Genomic DNA, 18,086 nt, shown 5'->3' on the forward strand with positions numbered 1-18,086 from the left:
CTCCGAGGTTTCGCATGACCGACCCCCTGAACAACTCACTGCGGTTCACGCCGCTGCCCCTCCAAAGCGTGACCCTGGATGACCGCTTCTGGCGCCCCCGCCTCGAAGTGAACCGGACCGCCACCCTGCCCTTCCTCTATGAGCAACTGGAGCGGGTGGGAGCCATCGATGCCCTCGACCTGAGACCGCGCCCCCTGCGAGTCCCCTGCCACCCCGGCAGCGCCGTCACGCCGCAGATGTGGTGGGATTCGGACATCGCCAAGTGGATCGAGACGGCAGCCTACGCCCTAGCCACCCACCCCGACGCGGCGCTGGAGGCGCAGGTGGACGCGCTGGTGGAGAAGATCGCGGCGGCGCAGCAGCCCGACGGCTACTTCAACACCTTCTTCACCGCCATCGAGTCCCAGAACCGCCTCACCAATGAGCGTGACTGGCACGAGCTGTACAACGCGGGACACCTGATCGAGGCCGCCGTTGCCTACACGCAGGCCACCGGCAAGACGGCCTTCCTCGACGTGATGGAGCGGTACATCCGTTTCCTGATGGGGGTGTACGGCCCCCATCCCGGCCAGAAGCACGGCTATCCCGGCCACGAGGAGATCGAGCTGGCGCTGGTGAAGCTCTCCCGCCTGACGGGCAAGCGCGAGTATCTGGAGTTCGCCCGCTACTTCGTGGACGAGCGCGGGCGGCAGCCGTACTTCTTCGACGAGGAGGCGCGGGCGCGCGGGGAGGAACCCAGCTCCGAACTCCTGTCCCACGGTGATGCCCTGCCCTATGAGTACATGCAGGCCCACAAGCCCATGCGCGAGCAGGACAAGGTGGTGGGCCACGCTGTCCGCGCCATGTACCTCTACAGCGCGATGGCCGATCTCGCCGCTGAACTCGGGGACGAGAGCCTGCGCCAGGCCTGCGAGCGGTTGTGGGCCGACCTCACCTCCCGGCGCCTGTATGTGACGGGTGGTCTGGGCCCCTCCGCGCACAACGAGGGCATGACCACGAATTACGACCTGCCCAACGACACAGCCTACGCGGAGACCTGTGCCGCGGTGGGACTGGTCTTTTGGGCTCAGCGAATGCTGAACCTGACGGGCGACGGGCAGTACACCGACCTGATGGAGCGTGCGCTCTACAACAACGTCCTGAGTGGCGTGGCGCAGGACGGGCGGCGCTTCTTCTACGACAACCCGCTGGAGAGTCACGGGGACAAACACCGCTGGGAATGGCACTCCTGCCCCTGCTGCCCGCCGAACGTGTCGCGCCTGCTCGCCTCACTGGGGGGGTACGTGTACGGGCGGACGGCGGACGGTATCGCCGTTCACCTGTATGCGGGGGGCAGCGCCCGGTTCGAAGTGGAAGGTCAGCCGGTGACCTTCTACCAGCGCACGGAGTACCCCTGGGAGGGGAAGGTCGAGTTGGAATTCGACCTCGAACGTCCGGCCCGCTTCACCCTGTCGCTGCGGCTGCCGAGGTGGTGCCGCGATCCGAAGCTCTCTGTAAACGGCGAGGCGGTGGACCTGTCTGACGCCCGCGACGGCCACGTCCACCTCACACGGGAGTGGAGCGCTCAGGACCGGGTGGAACTGAATCTCCCCATGCCCGTCGAGCGCGTCTATGTCCACCCGAACGTGCGACAGGACGCCGGGCTGGTCGCCCTGCAACGTGGCCCCGTCGTGTACTGCGTGGAGGAGGCAGACGTGGACGTGCCCCTGCACCAGCTCGCCCTGCCGCGCGGTGCGGACCTCACGGCCACCTTTGAGCCGGAGTTGCTGGGCGGTGTCAGCGTCGTTCGTGGAGAGGCCGAGGTGGAGGAGCCGGGCGACTGGGGGGGAACGCTGTACCGGACCGCTCCCCCGCGTCAGATCACAACCTCACTGTGCGCCGTGCCGTATGCCCTGTGGGACCAGCGCGAGCCCGGCGAAATGCGCGTCTGGCTCCGGGAGGAGGTGAGGGAGGCGCCCAGGTGAATGCACAGGAACGTCTGCCATAGAACACCGAACACACCAAACTCTCGCCTGTATTAGGCCAGGAACTCCTGTGCCTGGTCAGCGGACGGCTGACGCCGTTTTGAGGAGCTCTTATGAAGCCTAAAACCGTTGCCCTTCTCGTCCTTTCGGGCCTGCTGTCGTCCTGCACGCGGTTAGGGTCCACTCCATCCGACGGCGGCCCGGCACTCCTGACGCTCACGGGGGAACTCGACGCGCACGATCCCACCCTCTTCAAGGCCGGGAACACCTATTACGTGTTCTCCACGGGCCTGATTCAGACCGAGGCCGACCCGGGAGGCATCCGCGTCCGGTCGGCCCCCAGCCTGAACGGGGAGTGGAAGGTCCAGGGGGCGATTACCGCACCCGAGTGGGCCAAGAACGGCTACCACGCCAACAACCTCTGGGCGCCGAACGTGGTGAAGAATGGCGACACCTACTACCTGTACTACGCAGTGTCGGAATTCGGAAAGAACCACTCGGCCATAGGTCTGGCGACCACGACCACCCCGGGGGACCTCGGGAGCTGGCAGGACCAGGGGCCCATCCTGACTTCCAATACCACCGACGATTTCAACGCCATTGACCCGCACGTGTTCAACGACGGGGGGCAGTGGTGGATTTCCTACGGGTCCTTCTGGAGCGGCCTCAAACTCCAGAAGTTGCAGGACATGAAGACGCCCACGGGGGACCGCGTCGCCCTCGCCGACCGCCCGGGGGTGCAGTACAACCCCATCGAGGGCCCGGCGATCACCAAGCACGGGAGCTACTACTACCTGTTCATGTCCTGGGACTTCTGCTGCCAGGGGCGCAATACCACCTACAAACTGGCGGTGGGCCGCTCCACCAGCGTGACTGGCCCGTATGTGGACAGGACCGGCAAGGCGCTCACTGAAGGCGGAGGCACCGTCTTGCTCACCGGCCAGGGCAGCCTGGTGGGCGCAGGCGGCGAGGACGTGTACACCGAGGGCGGCAACACGCACCTGATCTACCACTCCTACGACGCCAACCAGAACTACCTGCCCACCATGAGCATCCGGCGACTCGGTTGGTCGGGCGACTGGCCCACGGTCGAGTAACCCCGTCAAGGAGGGCGCGAAATCCCGAGAAGCTCCCGCCCGCGCGTCTTCCCCGCACGTGGCGGGAGGGTCTGTTTTCCATCTCCGCCCCCAACTCAGCCTTCACCCCGCGAGGACCCCGTGACCACCTCCCCTTCCCTGCAAACCGCCACACTGCACGTCCGCACCAACTCTCCCATCGGCAACCTCTCCCCCCGGCTGTACGGCCACTTCGCCGAGCACCTGGGCCGCTGCTGTTACGACGGGCTGTGGGTGGGCCCTGATTCCGAGATTCCGAACACGGACGGCTTCCGCAACGACGTACTGAGCGCCCTGCGCGAACTGCCCGTGCCCCTGCTGCGCTGGCCGGGCGGCTGCTACGCCGACCACTACCACTGGCGCGACGGGATCGGGCCGGAGAGGATGACCCGGCTGGGCATCTCGTGCGGCCTCCAGGTGTCCGACACGAACGCGCTGGGCACGGACGAATTCCTGCGCCTGTGCGAGCTGATCGGGGCCGAGCCCTACCTGGCGGGCAACGTCGGCAGCGGCACCGTGCAGGAGCTGTGCGACTGGCTGGAGTATTGCAACGGGGCCGCCGACACCAGCCTGACCCGCGAACGCGCGGCGAACGGCCGGGCCGAGCCCTGGAACGTGCGGCTCTGGGGCGTCGGCAACGAGAGCTGGGACTGCGGGGGCCGCTTCGCCCCGGAGACGTACGCCCACGAGTACCGCCGTTACGCCTCCATGCTGCGCCACGTGGACCCCACCGCCGAACTCGTGATGGTCGGCCTGGAGGACGAGGGCTGCTTCCAGGCCGGGATGGACCGCGAGTGGAACCGCAAGGCGCTGGAGACGCTGGGCTGGAGCCTGCCGCTGGTGGACCACCTCTCCATCCACCACTACTGGACCCACGGCGGCCCGGAGACGGACTTCAGCGAGGAGGAGTATTACGCCCTGATTCAGGAGGCGGAGGCCACCGAGGGCAACATTACGCGCACGGCGGACGTGATCGCGCGGGTGACGGGCGGCAGGCAGCGCATCGGCATCGCGCTCGACGAGTGGGGCGTGTGGCACCCGGAGGCGCGGCCCTGGGGACCGGGGGAGGGCACCGCGCGTCGCGAGCCCATCACCTACGAGCAGGCGAACACGCTGCGGGACGCCCTCGCCGCCGGGGCCATGCTGGAAGTCCTGCACCGCCAGTGCCGAGTGCTGAGTATGGCGAACCTCGCCCAGATCGTGAACGTGCTCCAGGCCGTCGTGCTGACGAAGGGGACGCAGGCCATCCACACGCCGACGTACCACGTCCTCGCGCTGCATAAGCCCCACATCAGGGCGGAGGCGCTGCCCGTGAAGGTCAGCGGGGGCGAACGCCTGCCCGACGGCTCCCCCGCCGTGACGGCCACCGCTTCCCGGAATGCGGAGGGCTTCGCCGTCACCCTGCTCAACCGGCATATCTCGCGTCCGGCGTTCGTGCGGCTGCCCTTCGCGGAGCCTTCCGTCCGGCAGGCGCACCTGCTGACCGCCGATCAGCCGAACGCGCAGAACACCTTCGAGGAGCCGGACCGGGTCTCCCCCGTGCCGCTGGAGGTAGGCCGCGAGCGGGACGGCACGTGGGGCGTTCACCTGCCGCGGCACTCGCTGGCGACGGTCGTGTTCGCCGCGGGGAGCGAGGGTCAAGCCTAGAACCTATGTCAAGGACACGGCAAGCTTCCCGATCCTTTCTGGCGGCCCACTTTCCACCGGACGCGCTAGGGCGAAGGCCTCCTCCCAGGGGATTCACTTCTCCGCGAGTCCCACGACGCCTCCGCTTTCAGGCGCCCGCGTTGCCGCCTTCCCTCCACGTCGAACGCGAGGTACAGCCAGCCGGATCAACGCCGGAGCGTGCAGGCTCCCGCCGTGGTGGGAGTCCTGCACCGGGTGCAGCGAGGAAAAGCCCAGACCACGCTGCTCAACCCGCCCCGAACGGTCAGGAACGGGGCGATTCTTCTCGCCGCGTCACACCCGTCTTCCAGTTCAGCGAATCACGGTGGTGGGCACGCCAACACTCAAGCTGCTCCAGGCCCGGTCAGCGGTTAAGGCCGGGATGCCGAGGCGCTGCGCGAGCGCCAGGCAGTACCGGTCGCCAAGGGAGAGCCCGGCGCTGCGGGTTGGGCCGAAGAGTTCTGGCAACTTAACCTCAGCGAAGCGGAGTAGCTCAGCAGGCGGCTTGAGAATCAAGCCGCCTGCTGAATCGCCTCGCTCCAGAGGAGCAGTGCTGCGGTCTGGTTGCTTCGTCGGAGGGCAGCGGGGACGGTCGTTCGGGTCTGGCGGTGAAGGTTCGAGATTCGGGCGTGTAGCGCGAGGAATTCCTGGGTTCGAAGCCGAGTTGGCTCCGTTCCTGCTGTCGTGCCCTGCGATGCCATTGTTCCACGAGGTTGTTGCAGCGGGCAGTGGAGACCACCTGAACGTGCTCCACGGTGTGGAGCACGGGAAGTTCCCGCAGAGCTGCCCCGTAGCTCCACAACTTGTCGGTGTGAATGACCTCCGGCACGTCGTACTGGTGGAGCAGGCGCACAAAAAAGGACCTGGCTGCCTGGGTGTCGCGGTGTTCCTGAAGCAGGATGTCCAGCACGTCTCCGTGTTCGTTGACCGCCCGCCACAACCCATGCCCTACCCCACCGACCTTGACGCACACCTCGTCCAGAGGCCACCGAGAACCCGGGCGGGGTTCTCGGCGGCGCAGTTCCTCGGTGAGGAGCGGCGCGAATGGGATGTTTCACTGTCGCAAGGTCTCATGGCTGACCTGAACACCGCGCTCGTGAAGCAGTTCCTGCACGTCCCGCTGGCTGAGGGGGAAGCGGTCATCGAGCCGGAGAGCGTCGCCGATGACGCTCAGGGGAAAACGGTGGCGGTAGGGCTTCCGGTCAGTCACCGCTCACCACCCTACCGGCGTTTAGTTGCCAGAACCTTGTTCGGCCGGGTGTTCATGGCGTCTCCTTGTTCGGAGCGCACGGTAGGAGGTGGGCGGTGGCTGGTGGATGGCGCGGCTCCCCTCGTGTTCCCCGTTGACCCACCGTGACGCCGATTCCGGGGGCGACCCGTGACTGCGGCCGTGTGTAACGGCGCCCCGCCGTCATGTCGGCCACCCGTCAGCCATCCCCGCCGTCATCCCCGAATCACCCGGCCCTGAGTACCCTTTCCCCATGAACGCGACACTGCTCAGCGCCCTGCTTCTCCTGGCCGCCGCCACACCCGCCCTGCCGAAGGTGACCTTCGACGCCCGGCCCCTCGGTGTAACGGCGACCGTCCGCACCGTGGGGGCACAGAAGCGCGAGGACACCCCCGACTTCTTCCCGCCCCGGCACGTGCGGGTCGCCCTCGGTCCGCAGGGGGACGAGGTGCGCGAACTCAACGTCTACCCGGTCGCGGGCCTGATCGCCCAGTACCCCGGCATGAGGGACGGGGTGCGCACCGAGATCGGCAGCCTGCGGGCCCTGCTCAGGGAGCGCCCCGTGCCCGCCGAGATTCGGGGGGAGCTGCCCTTCCTGCCTCTTCCCTTTGCCGGGCAGGTGCTCAGCGCCGCCGTCAAATACCTCGACTTCCCCGGCGGGCGCGGCGTGCGGTACCTCGTCGGTTTCAGCCAGGACGTGTCACCCCTGTCGCGCGAGCAGGTCTTCTACACCTTCCAGGGAATCACGAACGACGGGCGGCACTACGTCTCGCTCCAGTACCCGGTGCCGCTGAAGGAACTGCCCCAGGACGCCTTTTCGGGCCCGAACCGTCCGGTCATGGACGCCCTCAACTCGGGGGACCAGGCGCGGGCGAGTGCGGCCTGGAAAGCCTACCTGGCGCGTACCAAGGGGCAACTCAACGCCCTGGCGAACGACCCACGGCTGACGAAGATCGACACCTTCGTGGGGTCGTTGCGGATACGCTAAAGCCGAACTCGGAGGACACGGGGGCCAAGACCCCGACAATCCCAGCACTTGCGGCGCCCACACTGTTCTCGTGGGCGCCGCGATGCTCGGTGGCCCGGACGCACCCCTTGCCTCCTGCCCGACTTTCCACGTCGCCTCCCGCCGGAAAGCCCAGGGGCACGCCAGAACGGGGTGCCCCCGGGCGGTAGTCCTGCAAGGTGTGGCTCGGCCCGGAGGCGGCGAAGGCAACTTGTGGGGACTCCGGTGTTCGTGCCCGTCGCTGCCCGTTACAGCGGGGCGAGGACCGGGTAGCGGCGGATCGCCTGCTCCTCGCTCAGGAACTCGCCCTCGCCGTCCGGGCTCCACACGGCCTCCAGACGCAGGAGTTGCCCACTTCCCACGCCGGAAAGGGCCAGCAGCGCCGACTCCACGTCGCGCACCGTCTCGCCCGTCTCCGGGGCGAACTCCAGCCCGGCCGTCGAGACCGCCAGCGTGACGGCGAGGTACAGGCCGCCCGTCCGGCCCCCGGCCGACGTGTCGTGCTCGTACCCGCCCGCCGCGTCGCCGTCCTGGTACTGGCTGGTGGTCTGCGTCTCGAAGGTGGCGCGGGCCGCCGTGGCCCACTGCCCGACGAGCGAATTGGCCTCGTCCTCGCCCGCCGCGCCGTGTCGCTCGACCGTGCCGTAGGCCCAGTCCTCCTTGTGGCGCAGCAGCAGCAGTGCACTCTCCCGCAGCAGGATCGCCAGCGCACCGGGAGCATCCGGGTCGTGGCGGCGGGCGAGGCGCTGGAGGTGCCGCTTCACCTCCTCGCCGTTCTCGAACAGCACCTGGACACGCACCGCCTGGGCGCCCCGGCCACGACCGGCCCACTCCTCATACAGCGCGGAGAGGAGCAAGAAGGCCAGCAGCGCCCCCACCACGACGAGGATGGCCGTGAAGCTCCAGGATGAACCGGGAGAAGGCGTGCTCGTCGTCGGAACAGATGTGGACGAGGTCGTCACGACGGAAGGGCTGTACGTGGGGGAGGGCACAGGAGCGGGGCGGCTCTGTGGGGTCGCGTGGGAGGAAGTGCTGGAGTGGGAGGTCGTGCCCCCAAAGCCTCCCCCGGTCACCCCCAGGGCGCCGCCGAGCAGCAGCGCCGACAGCAGCGGCAGCAGGCGAAGGGGGCGGAGGAGGACGTGCGCCGGGCGGCGTGTGGATGGAATCCTGTTCATGGCTGTCACCTCTGCCGCCCGTGTGGAACGCGGCGGTCGGGTTCCCCGAATCAGTCCCCGCTCTTCGGCAGGCGGACTTCGAGGTACATGTTCGGCTGGTTGATGTTGTAGTCGCGCACGAAGCCGCCCGTGAAGCTGGAACCCCACTCGAAGTTGTTCGGGCTGGTGCGGCGGCGGATCTCCAGCGGCTTGCCGTTCAGCGTGGCCGTCACCTTGTACGTCCCCCACATGATGTTGGGAATGACCGGGCCGCCGCCGCTGGGCAGCAGCTTGAAGGTGCGCGCCTTGCCCACCGAGCCGTCCGCGAGCTTCCCAACCGGCGTGAGGGTCACCTGCACCTGGTTGGTGTCCACGTCGTACTCGCCGATGCCGCGCTCCACATAGACGCACGCCAGATTGCCGTAGGGGTCCTCGGAGGTCACCGGCTTGGGCTTGAAGACGAAATCGCGCACGCCGCCCGCCACGCCGGGGACGGCATCCGGGTTGTTGGGCACCAGTTCGACTTTCACCGTGGAGTCGCCGTACTTCAGCTTCATCTTCGCGTAGACCTGGAAGGTGAAGGGGAGCTTGCGGACATCCACCCTGTACCGGCCCTGAGCGTCGGTGTACGTGATGAGGCTGCTGTCGTAGGAGAGCGTGTTGTCCACGTCCACCTCGACACCGGGAATGGGCTTGCCCTGCTCGTTGACGACGGTCCCCGTGATGAAGCCCTCCCGTGCGGGGGTGGCGCTGGCGGCGGAGGCGAGCAGGGCGGTCGTCAGCAGGGCGGCGAGGGCAGTCTTGTTCATGGTCGTTCTCCTTGGGCAACCGCTCCGGATTGCTTCTTCTGTAGGGCGAGGGTAGGAGGAGGAGGATGGCTGGCGAATGGCAGGACGCGCTCTTAACGCCCCGACACCAGGGGCAGGCGGGCGACGAAGGCGTCCACGTCCTTCACGGCGGGCTTGCCACCCATCGGGCCGAACGAGACGCCGGCCACGAAGAGGGCGTCGCTCGTCGGCAGGACCTGAGAGCCGTAGTCCGACTGCGCGGTGCCGAACAGGCGCGTCCAGAGGCGCTCACCACCCGCCGAGTACCGGCTCACGAACACGTCGTACTCGCCCTGCCCCTTCTGGTCGAAGAGCCCGCCGTCGGCCTCGCCCGTCACGAGAATGTCCCCGTTCTCGGTGATCGTCACCCCGTAGGCGCCGTCTGTCCCGGTCCCGCCGAACTGCCGAATCCACTTCGTCTCGCCCTTTCCGTCCACGCGGATCATAAAAGCGTCGTCATTGGTGCCGTACTGACCCGGCCCTGCCGACTTCTGCCCGGGCAGCACCGTAGTCGTGCCGCCGACGAGGACGACGGCGTCGCCGCGCACCGCGAGGCCGTGGACGTACGACTGCCCCCCAGTGGCGTACGTCTTCGCCCACAGGGGGCGGCCCGCCGCGTCGAACTGCGCGAGGAACCCGTCGAGGTTGGCAATATCGTTCGTGCCGACGCTCCCGGCGGCGTACACGTGCCCACTCGCATCCACGGCGATGCCCCCGGCCACGTCGTCGAATTCGTTGCCGAGCTGGTGCATCCAGGTCAGCTCGCCGCTCTCCGACAACCGGGCGACGAACGTGTCCTGCCCGCCCTCGGACGTGCCGCCGGGCAGCGTTCCCTTGGTAATGCCCATGACGTACAGCGAGCCGCCTGGCCCAAGCGTCACGGCCCGTGCCGAGTCGTCCGCAGCTGAGCCGAACTGCTTCACCCACACGACCTTGCCCTCAGGCGTCAACCTGGCGACGAAGGCGTCCTGTCTTCCAAGCTGGCCGCCGGGTTGCAACTCGCCGCCCGTCCCACCCGCGATGTAGATGTTGCCTGCCGTGTCGGTCGTCATGCCGAAGATGTCGTCCTTTTCCAGGGTCGAGATCGGCGTGGTCCACAGCACCTTTCCGGCTGGAGAGAGCTTGCGGACGAAGCCTTCACGGTTGCCGAGGGTCTCCAGGAGGTCGCCCCCCGTCGAGCCCGCGACGATCAGGTTCCCCTCCGGGTCCCGGGCGAGCCCCGAGGTGGCGTCGGACGTGGCCGAGCCGATGGGGCTGACCCAGGACGGCCCCCAGGCGCCCTGCGCGGCGAGGGCGGCGGGGGTCGCGGCGAGCAGCATCAGGGGGAGGGCGGCAGGGCTGATTCTTTTCATGGTCATTCTCCTTGGGCAAGTGCTCCGGGTCGCCCCGTTCTGGAGCCGAGGGTAGGGGGCGGAGGATGGCTGGCCGATGATGGGGCGCTTCGAGCACCCCGCCGCTTCACCACTTGGCCGGGCGGCCTCGGACCACCCACGCTTCCCGTCCTGCGGCGGGCAGGGGCGCCTGGACACCTCGAATCTGCTGCGCCCCGGCGAACACGGTGGTCGGGCGCGACCGTGGGACAATGGAAGACGTGGTCAACCGTCGCCGCTCGCCATACCCCTACCGCCAACGCTCGCGCCGCCGCCCGGCCAACGCCAGCGGCCGGAAAGGCGAGGTGGCCCGAAGCGCGGGTTGGACCTTGACCGGCAGGAGCGGAACTCCCAGATCACTTGTGAGAGGTGCACCATGAACAATCCACTCGACGCCCCCCATGCCGAACTGCTGGACACCATCGCCGCCTGGCAGCGGGGGGAGACGACGCGGGACGCCGTCGTCACACCGCTGACCCTCCTGGGGGGCGAGCAGGGCGAGGTCGTTCAACAACTCGTCGAAGAGCTTCTCCGGCACGCCTCCCCGAGGCTTACGGGCGAGGCCGGGGGCCAGGGGACGGACCAGTGGCGGGCGGAACTCATGGCCTGCCGGGCGAAGACCTGGGGCTCCCCCACGAGCGCCGGGCTGCTCGTGGGCCCCACGGTGCTGATCCTGACCGACGGTCGCCGAGGGGTGGTGCTGGACGACTCCGGCACCCAGCTCCTGAAGAGCAGCGTCAGCGCCTCTCTGCTGCTGCTGTGCCAGACCATCGTGCTGGCCGACAACGCTGTGGACGCGCAGGAGGTGGGCCGGTTGCGACAGCAACGGATTGAGTCCACCTCCACGTCGTTGTCCGAGATCAAGCCCGTGCAGTAGGGAACAGGCGTTCAGCGTCCCCTCAACACACCCCGTCTCCTGGCCCGTACGCTCAGCCATGCTCAGGCTGTGGGGTCGGAGGGGGCACGCCCTCGTGGATTACGTGACGGCGCCCGCCCTGTACCTGGCGGCTCGGCGGGCCGGGTTACAGGGCCCGCCGCTCCGGTGGGCGAATGTGTTCGTGGCGCTGATCCTGCTCGCCGTGACGACGACGCGGACGCCCCTGGGGGTGGTGCGCGTGGTGCCCTTCCAGTGGCACGGGCGGGCGGAACTCGCCAGCGTCGCCGTGCAGTTCGCGCTGCCGTGGCTCGCGGGCTTCGCGCGGGAGAGGCGGGCGCGCTCCTTCTTCCTGGCTTTCGCCACGTACAACTTCCTGGTGTGGTGGGCGACGGACTGGGAGGCCGAGGGGTGAGGCGGGGGCGGGGCGCGGTTCAATTTTTGAATGAAATTTGAATAGAAAGTGCGCGGGGGCCTAAGCTGCCCTCACCATGCCCGTGACTCAACAGGACGTGGCCGAGGCGGCCCGCGTCTCGGTGTCCACCGTCTGCCTCGTGCTGCGCGACGACCCGCGCATCAGCGAGCGGACGCGGCGGCGGGTGTTGCAGGCGGCGCAGGAGGTGGGATACGTGGCGCGCACGGCCGTGCACGTGCCGGGAGCCACACATCACCTGGGGGTCTTGATCGCGGAAAGCAGCGCCCACCCCAGCGCCGACCACTTCTTCGGGGAGGTGCTGCGCGGCGTCACCGAGGAGGCCGAGCAGGGCGGCCACACCGTCAGCGTCGCCGCCTTCGACGGGCTGGACCTGCCGCGTCTGGTCCGGGAGGGCCGCGCGCACGGGCTGATCCTGGGCGGCAACCCCATCGCCGAGGGTGTGCTGGAGCGGGTGCGCGCCCTGACGGTACCGAGTGTCTTCATCGGGCGCTACCCCGGCCACCTCGCGCTGAATGCCGTGCTCACCGACAACCCGGGAGGCGGGCAACTCGCCACCGAGCATCTGCTGGGGCTCGGGCGGCGGCGGGTGGGGTTCATCAGCGGCGACCCCGCCGAGTCGTTCATGAACGACGACCGCCTCGTGGGATACCGCCGCGCGTTGCAGTGGGCGGGAGCGCAGGCCGGACCCACGTGGTTCGCGCGCGGCACGGCGATGGGAGGAGTGGGGGGCGGAGCGCGGGCCGTTTACGAATTGCTGGACAGCGGTGAGGACTTCGACGCCCTCCTCGTTGCCGAGGACCACATGGCCCTGGGGGCGCTGCGGGCCCTGCGTGAACGCGGCGTGCGCGTGCCGGACGACGTGGCGGTCGTGGGCTACAGCGACATCCACCTCGCGGGCCTGAGCGACCCACCTCTCACCACGGTCCACGTCCCCCGCCGCCGCCTCGGCCGCGCCGCCGCCCGCCTCCTGGGCGACCTGCTGGCCGGGCGGGTGGAGCCGCCGCTGCACGTTACCGTTCCTCCGAAGCTCGTCGTGCGCACCTCGTGCGGGGCCGCGCCGCAACCTGCCCACCTCTCACGGCCGCCTCCCGGCTGACCCGGCCCGCCTTCCCCCACCCGCCTCTCTCCCCCCCGGAGGTCCACCATGCGAAAGGCCCGTTCCCTGCTCATCCTCGCCGCGCTCGCGGGCGGCAGCGCCCTCGCCCAGGAGAAGGTCACCCTGCGCTTCACCACCTGGGCGGGCGGCGACGCCCTGAAACTCCTGCAAAGCCTCGCCGCCGACTACGGCAAGCGGAACAGGAACGTCACCGTCGAGGTCGAGTCCATCCCCTTCGGCAGCTACGACCAGAAGATCACGGTGCAGATCGCGGGCGGCACCCCTCCCGACGTGGGCTGGGTGGCAGAACGGTCGGTGCCCGGTTACATCGCCTCCCGCTCGCTCGTCAACCTGCGGTCCACGGTGGCGAGCGACCCCGGCCTCGTCCTGAACGACTACGCGCCCGCCTCGCTCGCGCTGTGGACACGAGGAGATGCGCTCTACGGGCTCCCCTTCTCCTTCTCGCCCATGCTGGTGTACTACAACCGGGACCTCTTCGAGAAGGCTGGGATTCCCACACCTGCGACGCTGCTCAAGCAGAACAAGTGGAACTACGCCGCCTTCGAGGCGAGCGCGAGTGCCATCAAGAAGGCGAGCCCGGGCGCGTACGGCGCGAGCCTCTTTCGCCTCGACCCCCAGAACTGGGCGGGCGGCATCCTGGCGGCGGTCTACTCGAACGGCGGCGACGTGTTCGGGCAGGACGCGGCGAGCTGTGCGCTGGACACCCCCGGCAGCGTCCGTGCCTTCGAGCTGGCGCAGCGGATGATGCGGGACGGCACGGCGCCGAGGCTCGGCGAGCAGGTCACCTTTGCCAGCGGGCGGCTGGGCATGTACGCCGATCAGGTGTCGTACAGCGCGCAGCTCAAGGACGTGAACTTCAAGTGGGACGTGGCGCCGATGCCTAGCGGACCCTCCGGGCGCAAGACGCTGCTCGGGCAGGCGGGGTACGCCGTCTTCAGCGCGTCGAAGCATCAGAAGGAGGCACAGGACTTCATCAAGTACCTGTCGAGCCGCGCCGTCATGCAGCGCACCGCGCAGTTCTTCCCGCCGCCGCGCCGTTCCCTGCTGAACTCCAGCACCTTCCTCAAGAACCCCCTGATCAGCGAGGCGAGCCTGCGCGACGCCGTCTTGAAGCAGGTGGGCAGCGCCCGCACCCTGATCGTGCCGACGAACTGGACGCAGGTGAACGACGTGGTCGTCCGCAACCTCGAACGCACCCTGAGACCGAGTGCCAACGTGGCGCAGGAACTCGGGCGGGTGTGCAACGAGGTCGACGCCGTGCTGAAGAAGTGAGGGAGGCTCCCATGATGCTCAAGGCGAGAACGGTTGCTCCGCCACGGGTCGTCAAACGCCGCCGGGGCTGGGAGTCGCCGTGGGTGGGGCTCGCGTTCGTGGCGCCCTTCATGCTGGGGCTGACCGTGCTGTTCCTGGGGCCGGTGCTCGCGGTGCCCGTGCTCTCCCTGCTGAACTGGGTCCTCCCCGACGCGCCGACGTGGGCGGGCTTTTCCAACTACGCGCGGCTCGCCCGCGACCCCGAGGTGCTGCGCTCGACGTGGATCACCGCGCTCTTCGTGGCGGGGCTGGTGCCTCTGAATATCGGCCTTGCCTTAGGGCTGGCGCTGCTGCTGAACGTAAAGGCGCGCGGCGTGGGCCTCTTCCGCACGCTGCTGTTCTCGCCTGTGGTCGTGCCGCTCGTCGCGTGGGCGCTCGTGTGGCGCTTCGTGCTGCAACCCGACTTCGGGCTGGTGAACAACCTGCTGGGCCGTCTAGGCATTTCAGGGCCGAACTGGCTGTTCGAGTTTCCGTGGGCGCTCGTCGCGGTGATCGTCAGCATGGTGATCGAGCACGTGGGCCTGAATATGCTGATCTTCCTCGCCGCGCTTCAGGGCGTGCCGCGCGAGGTGCACGAGGCCGCCGTCATCGACGGGGCGAACCGGGGGCAGGTCTTCTGGAAGGTCACCCTGCCGATGATCTCGCCCACGGTCTTCCTCACCCTCGTCGTCACGATCATCGGGGCCCTGAAAGCCTTCGCGCCCATCTACGTCCTGACCGGGGGCAGCGACTCCGCGAGCGTGCTGATGGTGCAGATGTTCAAGAACGGGTTCAGGTATTTCGACTTCGGCTACGCCTCGGGCATCGCGTGGGTTCTCTTCGTCGTGATGCTGCTCCTGACGGTCGGGCAGTGGCAGATGCGCAAACGCTGGGTGCACTATGAGTCTTAGAAACCTCTCTCACACCGTGTATTACGCGGTCATGGTCGTGCTCGCCGTGCCTTTCGTCTTCCCGACCTTATGGATGCTCGGCGCGTCGTTCAAGTCGAATCAGGCGATCTTCGCCGAACCGCTCGGCCTGCTGCCTTCCCGCATCGACTGGGCGAACTACGCGCAGGTGTTCCGGGATTACCCTTTCGCCGCGCAGTACATGAACTCGGTGTATATTGCCGTGGTCGTCACGCTAGCGACCCTGCTGCTGGGTGCCCTGGCCGGGTACGGCTTCGCGCGGCTGAACTTCCCCGGGCGCGACCTCATGTTCATCGCCTGCCTGAGCGCGATGATGCTGCCGAGCGAGGCCGTCTCCATCCCGCAGTTCGCCCTGTTCAAGGCGGCGGGGCTGGTGAACACACACGCCCCGGTGATCCTGCTGCAAATCTTCGGGGGGACGGGGGCGCTGGCGGTCTTCCTGCTGCGGCAGCACTTCCTGACCGTACCGCGCGAACTCGACGAGGCCGCCCTGATCGACGGGCTAGGGCGCTGGGGCATCTTCTGGCACGTGATGCTGCCGCTGGCCCGGCCCGCCCTCGTCGCGGTGGGCATCTTCGCCTTCCTGAACTCATGGAACGACTACTTCAACCCGCTGATCTACCTCAACTCGGGCGAGCGGTTCACCCTGCCGCTGGGCCTTCAAGGCTTCACCGATCCGCTCGGCGGCATCTTCTGGAACCTCACCCTGGCGGCCTCCACCCTCGCCACGCTGCCGCTGCTCGTCGCCTTCCTCGTCGCCCAGCGGCACTTCGTGGAGTCGATGACCTCCAGCGGGCTCAAGGGCTAAGGCATGACCGAGATTCGGACGGACATCCTGATCGTGGGCGGCGGCTTGGGCGGCGTGGCGGCGGCCCTCGCGGCTTTAAGGCTGGGGCGACGTGTGGTGCTGACCGAGGAGACGGACTGGTTGGGCGGGCAACTCACCGCACAGGCCGTGCCCCCCGACGAGGCGTGGTGGATCGAGGACGCGGGAGCGACGGCCTCCTACCGCCGCCTGCGCCACCTCGTGCGCGAGTATTACCGGACGCATTACCCGCTGCGGGAGGAGGTGCGGGCCCAAGAGCACCTCAACCCTGGCCTGGGCAACGTGTCGCGCCTGTGCTTCGAGCCGCGCGTGGGGGTTGCCGTCATCGAGGCGATGCTGGCCCCGTGGCGGGCGGGCGGGCAATTGCGGGTTCTGATGAATCACCGGCCCGTGCGAGCGGAGACGAACGGGGACCGGGTGACGGGCGTGGAGGTCGAAAGCTCAGCTACAAGCAACCGCACCTTCATCCACGCGCGGTACGTCCTCGACGCGACCGAACTGGGCGACCTGCTCGACCTCGCCGGGGTGGAACACGTCGTGGGCGCGGAGAGTCAGGACGACACCGGGGAACTCCACGCCCTGCCTGGCCCGGCCAATCCCCTCGACCAGCAGGCGGTGAGCTGGTGCCTCGCTGTGGACCACTTACCCGGCGAGGACCACACCATCGAGAAGCCGGAGGACTACGACTTCTGGCGCACGTATCAGGCGCCCTTCTGGCCGGGTCCGCAACTCGCGTGGACGGACGTTCACCCCATCACCCTCCAACCGCGCACGCGTGACCTCTTCGGCGATCCGGTCGTTCAACTGCACCGGGGCGACTTCTGGCACTACCGCCGCATCTTCTGTAAGGACCAGTACCCGGAGGGCCTCTACCCCAGCGACATCACCCTGGTGAACTGGCCGCACATTGACTACTGGCTGGGACCCATCGTGGGCGTGAGCGAGGAGGAGAAGCGGTGTCACCTGCGCGGCGCGCGGCAACTCAGCCTCTCCATGCTGTATTGGATGCAGACGGAAGCGCCCCGGCACGACGGCAGGGGGGAAGGGTATCCGGGTCTGCGCCTGCGCCCCGACGTGGTGGGGACCGAGGCGGGAGGCCCCGAGGACGGCCTCGCCAAGAGCGTCTACGTGCGCGAGTCACGCCGCATCCGGGCAGAATTTACGGTGCTGGAGCAGCATGTGGGCGTTCAGGCGCGCGCGGGCCTGACGGGGGCCGAGACCTTCCCCGACAGCGTGGGCATCGGGCAGTACCGCATCGATCTGCACCCCTCGACGGCGGGCAGAACGTACGTGGACGTGGAGAGCTACCCCTTCCAGATACCGCTAGGCGCCCTGATCCCCGTGCGGGTGGAGAACCTGCTTCCGGCGGGCAAGAACATGGGCACCACCCACATCACCAACGGGTGTTACCGCCTGCACCCCGTCGAGTGGAACGTCGGCGAGGCGGCGGGGGCGCTGGCGGCGTACTGCCTGGAGCGGGACCTCACGCCACGTCAGGTGCGGAACACGGCTGAGCACCGGCAAGACTTCCAGGCCCTCCTCACGGTGGACCTCGGCTTCGAGCTGGCGTGGCACGAGCGTTACCGCCTGACGGCCTCGCCGGGGTTCTGAGGGAGGGCGGCGGTCAGCGCCCGCTTGAGGGTGATGGAGTTCTTCCACATGCCTAATGCGAGAGTGTGCCGGGGCAACTCGGACACCTCCTGCACCCCCGCGCCCGGAAGCTGCCCCCGCAGCCACTCTGCCTCCTCCCGCAGGGAGAGGACGCGGCCCACCTCTCCCCCCCTCAGGGCGGCCAGGGCCTCGCCCGCATCGTCGTAGGCAGTGAAGTCCTGGCCCTGACGGTCGGCCCAGTCGTAGGCCTCTTCGGCGTTGAGCCCCCAGTGGTTCGCCAGCACGCCGAGGGGTTTCGCCGGGTCGAGCGTCAGGAGCGCCCAGCCCGTCTCGGCGTAGGGCAGGGGTTGCATGAGGGCCTGCGTTTCCGGCGAGACGACGATCCCGCCCGCGAGCACCTGACAGGACTCCGGGCGCAGGCCCCAGTCCACCGGGTCCGGGGTCGTTCCCCACGACGCTTGAAGGTTCCATTCGAGCGAGGTGCCGATGCGGGCGGCGGCGCGGCGCAGTAACTCGGCCTCCCGCCCCTGCGCCCCGTCTGGGGTGGCCGTGACGAAGGGGGGGAATTCGGGCGGGACGCACACGCTCATCACCCCCGCCTGCCGCACGAGCGCGAGGGAATTGTCGGGCGGAAGTTGGCGCAGGCCCAGGTACGCGAGGACGCCGACCACGAT

The 18,086-nt window shown here is 68.5% G+C and carries 15 protein-coding genes and 1 pseudogene; 11 read left to right on the top strand and 5 right to left on the bottom strand.

The genetic code is table 11. The features are described from left to right. Positions 1–14 precede the first annotated feature (14 nt). The 3 genes from DAETH_RS20800 to DAETH_RS20810 all read left to right on the top strand — a co-directional run bounded on the left by DAETH_RS20800 (position 15) and on the right by DAETH_RS20810 (position 4,726). On the top strand, positions 15–1,964 hold the full coding sequence (locus DAETH_RS20800) for a glycoside hydrolase family 127 protein (RefSeq protein ID WP_264778531.1): 1,950 nt from the start codon (positions 15–17) through the stop codon (positions 1,962–1,964). A 113-nt stretch (positions 1,965–2,077) separates the two neighbouring features. Beyond that, a complete protein-coding gene (locus DAETH_RS20805; RefSeq protein WP_264778532.1) occupies positions 2,078–3,061 on the top strand; it encodes an arabinan endo-1,5-alpha-L-arabinosidase in 984 nt (327 codons plus the stop codon). Positions 3,062–3,181: 120 nt separating this feature from the next. Beyond that, positions 3,182–4,726, top strand: a complete 1,545-nt coding sequence (locus tag DAETH_RS20810) for an alpha-N-arabinofuranosidase (protein ID WP_264778533.1) — start codon at positions 3,182–3,184, stop codon at positions 4,724–4,726. Positions 4,727–5,256: 530 nt separating this feature from the next. Here DAETH_RS20810 and DAETH_RS20820 read toward each other — a convergent pair. After that, positions 5,257–5,954, bottom strand: a pseudogene (locus DAETH_RS20820) (IS6 family transposase). Between the two features lie 271 nt (positions 5,955–6,225). Here DAETH_RS20820 and DAETH_RS20825 point away from each other — a divergent pair. After that, positions 6,226–6,960, top strand: a complete 735-nt coding sequence (locus DAETH_RS20825; protein WP_264778534.1) for a hypothetical protein — start codon at positions 6,226–6,228, stop codon at positions 6,958–6,960. A 266-nt stretch (positions 6,961–7,226) separates the two neighbouring features. Here DAETH_RS20825 and DAETH_RS20830 read toward each other — a convergent pair whose 3' ends face one another. The 3 genes from DAETH_RS20830 to DAETH_RS20840 form a co-directional block, all read right to left on the bottom strand. After that, complete coding sequence (locus DAETH_RS20830) at positions 7,227–8,153, bottom strand: DUF1517 domain-containing protein (protein WP_264778535.1); 927 nt, start codon at positions 8,151–8,153, stop codon at positions 7,227–7,229. Between the two features lie 50 nt (positions 8,154–8,203). Continuing rightward, positions 8,204–8,941, bottom strand: coding sequence for a carboxypeptidase-like regulatory domain-containing protein (locus DAETH_RS20835; protein ID WP_264778536.1), 738 nt, complete (start codon positions 8,939–8,941; stop codon positions 8,204–8,206). Between the two features lie 92 nt (positions 8,942–9,033). Next, the gene (locus tag DAETH_RS20840; RefSeq protein ID WP_264778537.1) at positions 9,034–10,311 is read right to left on the bottom strand and encodes an SBBP repeat-containing protein; all 1,278 of its coding nucleotides are present in this window, start codon (positions 10,309–10,311) and stop codon (positions 9,034–9,036) included. Positions 10,312–10,705: 394 nt separating this feature from the next. Between DAETH_RS20840 and DAETH_RS20845 the strand changes: the two genes are divergently transcribed. The 7 genes from DAETH_RS20845 (at position 10,706) to DAETH_RS20875 (ending at position 17,412) form a co-directional block, all read left to right on the top strand. Next, the gene (locus DAETH_RS20845) at positions 10,706–11,206 is read left to right on the top strand and encodes a hypothetical protein (RefSeq protein WP_264778538.1); all 501 of its coding nucleotides are present in this window, start codon (positions 10,706–10,708) and stop codon (positions 11,204–11,206) included. Between the two features lie 58 nt (positions 11,207–11,264). Further along, positions 11,265–11,618, top strand: a complete 354-nt coding sequence (locus DAETH_RS20850; protein WP_264778539.1) for a hypothetical protein — start codon at positions 11,265–11,267, stop codon at positions 11,616–11,618. A 76-nt stretch (positions 11,619–11,694) separates the two neighbouring features. Further along, positions 11,695–12,735, top strand: coding sequence for a LacI family DNA-binding transcriptional regulator (locus DAETH_RS20855; RefSeq protein ID WP_264778540.1), 1,041 nt, complete (start codon positions 11,695–11,697; stop codon positions 12,733–12,735). Between the two features lie 48 nt (positions 12,736–12,783). After that, on the top strand, positions 12,784–14,028 hold the full coding sequence (locus tag DAETH_RS20860; protein ID WP_264778541.1) for an ABC transporter substrate-binding protein: 1,245 nt from the start codon (positions 12,784–12,786) through the stop codon (positions 14,026–14,028). A gap of 11 nt (positions 14,029–14,039) precedes the next feature. After that, positions 14,040–14,957: a carbohydrate ABC transporter permease gene (locus DAETH_RS20865; protein ID WP_264778542.1), complete on the top strand. Its 918-nt coding sequence runs from the start codon at positions 14,040–14,042 to the stop codon at positions 14,955–14,957. Then, positions 14,947–15,783, top strand: a complete 837-nt coding sequence (locus tag DAETH_RS20870; RefSeq protein ID WP_264778543.1) for a carbohydrate ABC transporter permease — start codon at positions 14,947–14,949, stop codon at positions 15,781–15,783. Before DAETH_RS20865 ends, DAETH_RS20870 begins: the two co-directional genes overlap by 11 nt. A 3-nt stretch (positions 15,784–15,786) precedes the next feature. Next, positions 15,787–17,412, top strand: a complete 1,626-nt coding sequence (locus DAETH_RS20875; protein WP_264778544.1) for an FAD-dependent oxidoreductase — start codon at positions 15,787–15,789, stop codon at positions 17,410–17,412. Here the strand turns inward: DAETH_RS20875 and DAETH_RS20880 are convergent. Further along, positions 17,382–18,083: a substrate-binding periplasmic protein gene (locus DAETH_RS20880; RefSeq protein WP_264778545.1), complete on the bottom strand. Its 702-nt coding sequence runs from the start codon at positions 18,081–18,083 to the stop codon at positions 17,382–17,384. The two genes, DAETH_RS20875 and DAETH_RS20880, sit on opposite strands and share 31 nt — an antisense overlap. Positions 18,084–18,086: the final 3 nt, after the last annotated feature.

The sequence above is a fragment of the Deinococcus aetherius genome (genome assembly GCF_025997855.1).
GTDB lineage: Bacteria > Deinococcota > Deinococci > Deinococcales > Deinococcaceae > Deinococcus > Deinococcus aetherius.

Bases quoted from the DNA above. Each gene is read 5' to 3' on its own strand.
- DAETH_RS20840 (WP_264778537.1), bottom strand. From the start codon at position 10,311: ATGAAAAGAATCAGCCCTGCCGCCCTCCCCCTGATGCTGCTCGCCGCG.
- DAETH_RS20860 (WP_264778541.1), top strand. From the start codon at position 12,784: ATGCGAAAGGCCCGTTCCCTGCTCATCCTCGCCGCGCTCGCGGGCGGC.
- DAETH_RS20850 (WP_264778539.1), top strand. From the start codon at position 11,265: ATGCTCAGGCTGTGGGGTCGGAGGGGGCACGCCCTCGTGGATTACGTG.
- DAETH_RS20805 (WP_264778532.1), top strand. From the start codon at position 2,078: ATGAAGCCTAAAACCGTTGCCCTTCTCGTCCTTTCGGGCCTGCTGTCG.
- DAETH_RS20835 (WP_264778536.1), bottom strand. From the start codon at position 8,941: ATGAACAAGACTGCCCTCGCCGCCCTGCTGACGACCGCCCTGCTCGCC.
- DAETH_RS20865 (WP_264778542.1), top strand. From the start codon at position 14,040: ATGATGCTCAAGGCGAGAACGGTTGCTCCGCCACGGGTCGTCAAACGC.
- DAETH_RS20830 (WP_264778535.1), bottom strand. From the start codon at position 8,153: ATGAACAGGATTCCATCCACACGCCGCCCGGCGCACGTCCTCCTCCGC.
- DAETH_RS20845 (WP_264778538.1), top strand. From the start codon at position 10,706: ATGAACAATCCACTCGACGCCCCCCATGCCGAACTGCTGGACACCATC.
- DAETH_RS20875 (WP_264778544.1), top strand. From the start codon at position 15,787: ATGACCGAGATTCGGACGGACATCCTGATCGTGGGCGGCGGCTTGGGC.
- DAETH_RS20855 (WP_264778540.1), top strand. From the start codon at position 11,695: ATGCCCGTGACTCAACAGGACGTGGCCGAGGCGGCCCGCGTCTCGGTG.
- DAETH_RS20800 (WP_264778531.1), top strand. From the start codon at position 15: ATGACCGACCCCCTGAACAACTCACTGCGGTTCACGCCGCTGCCCCTC.
- DAETH_RS20825 (WP_264778534.1), top strand. From the start codon at position 6,226: ATGAACGCGACACTGCTCAGCGCCCTGCTTCTCCTGGCCGCCGCCACA.
- DAETH_RS20870 (WP_264778543.1), top strand. From the start codon at position 14,947: ATGAGTCTTAGAAACCTCTCTCACACCGTGTATTACGCGGTCATGGTC.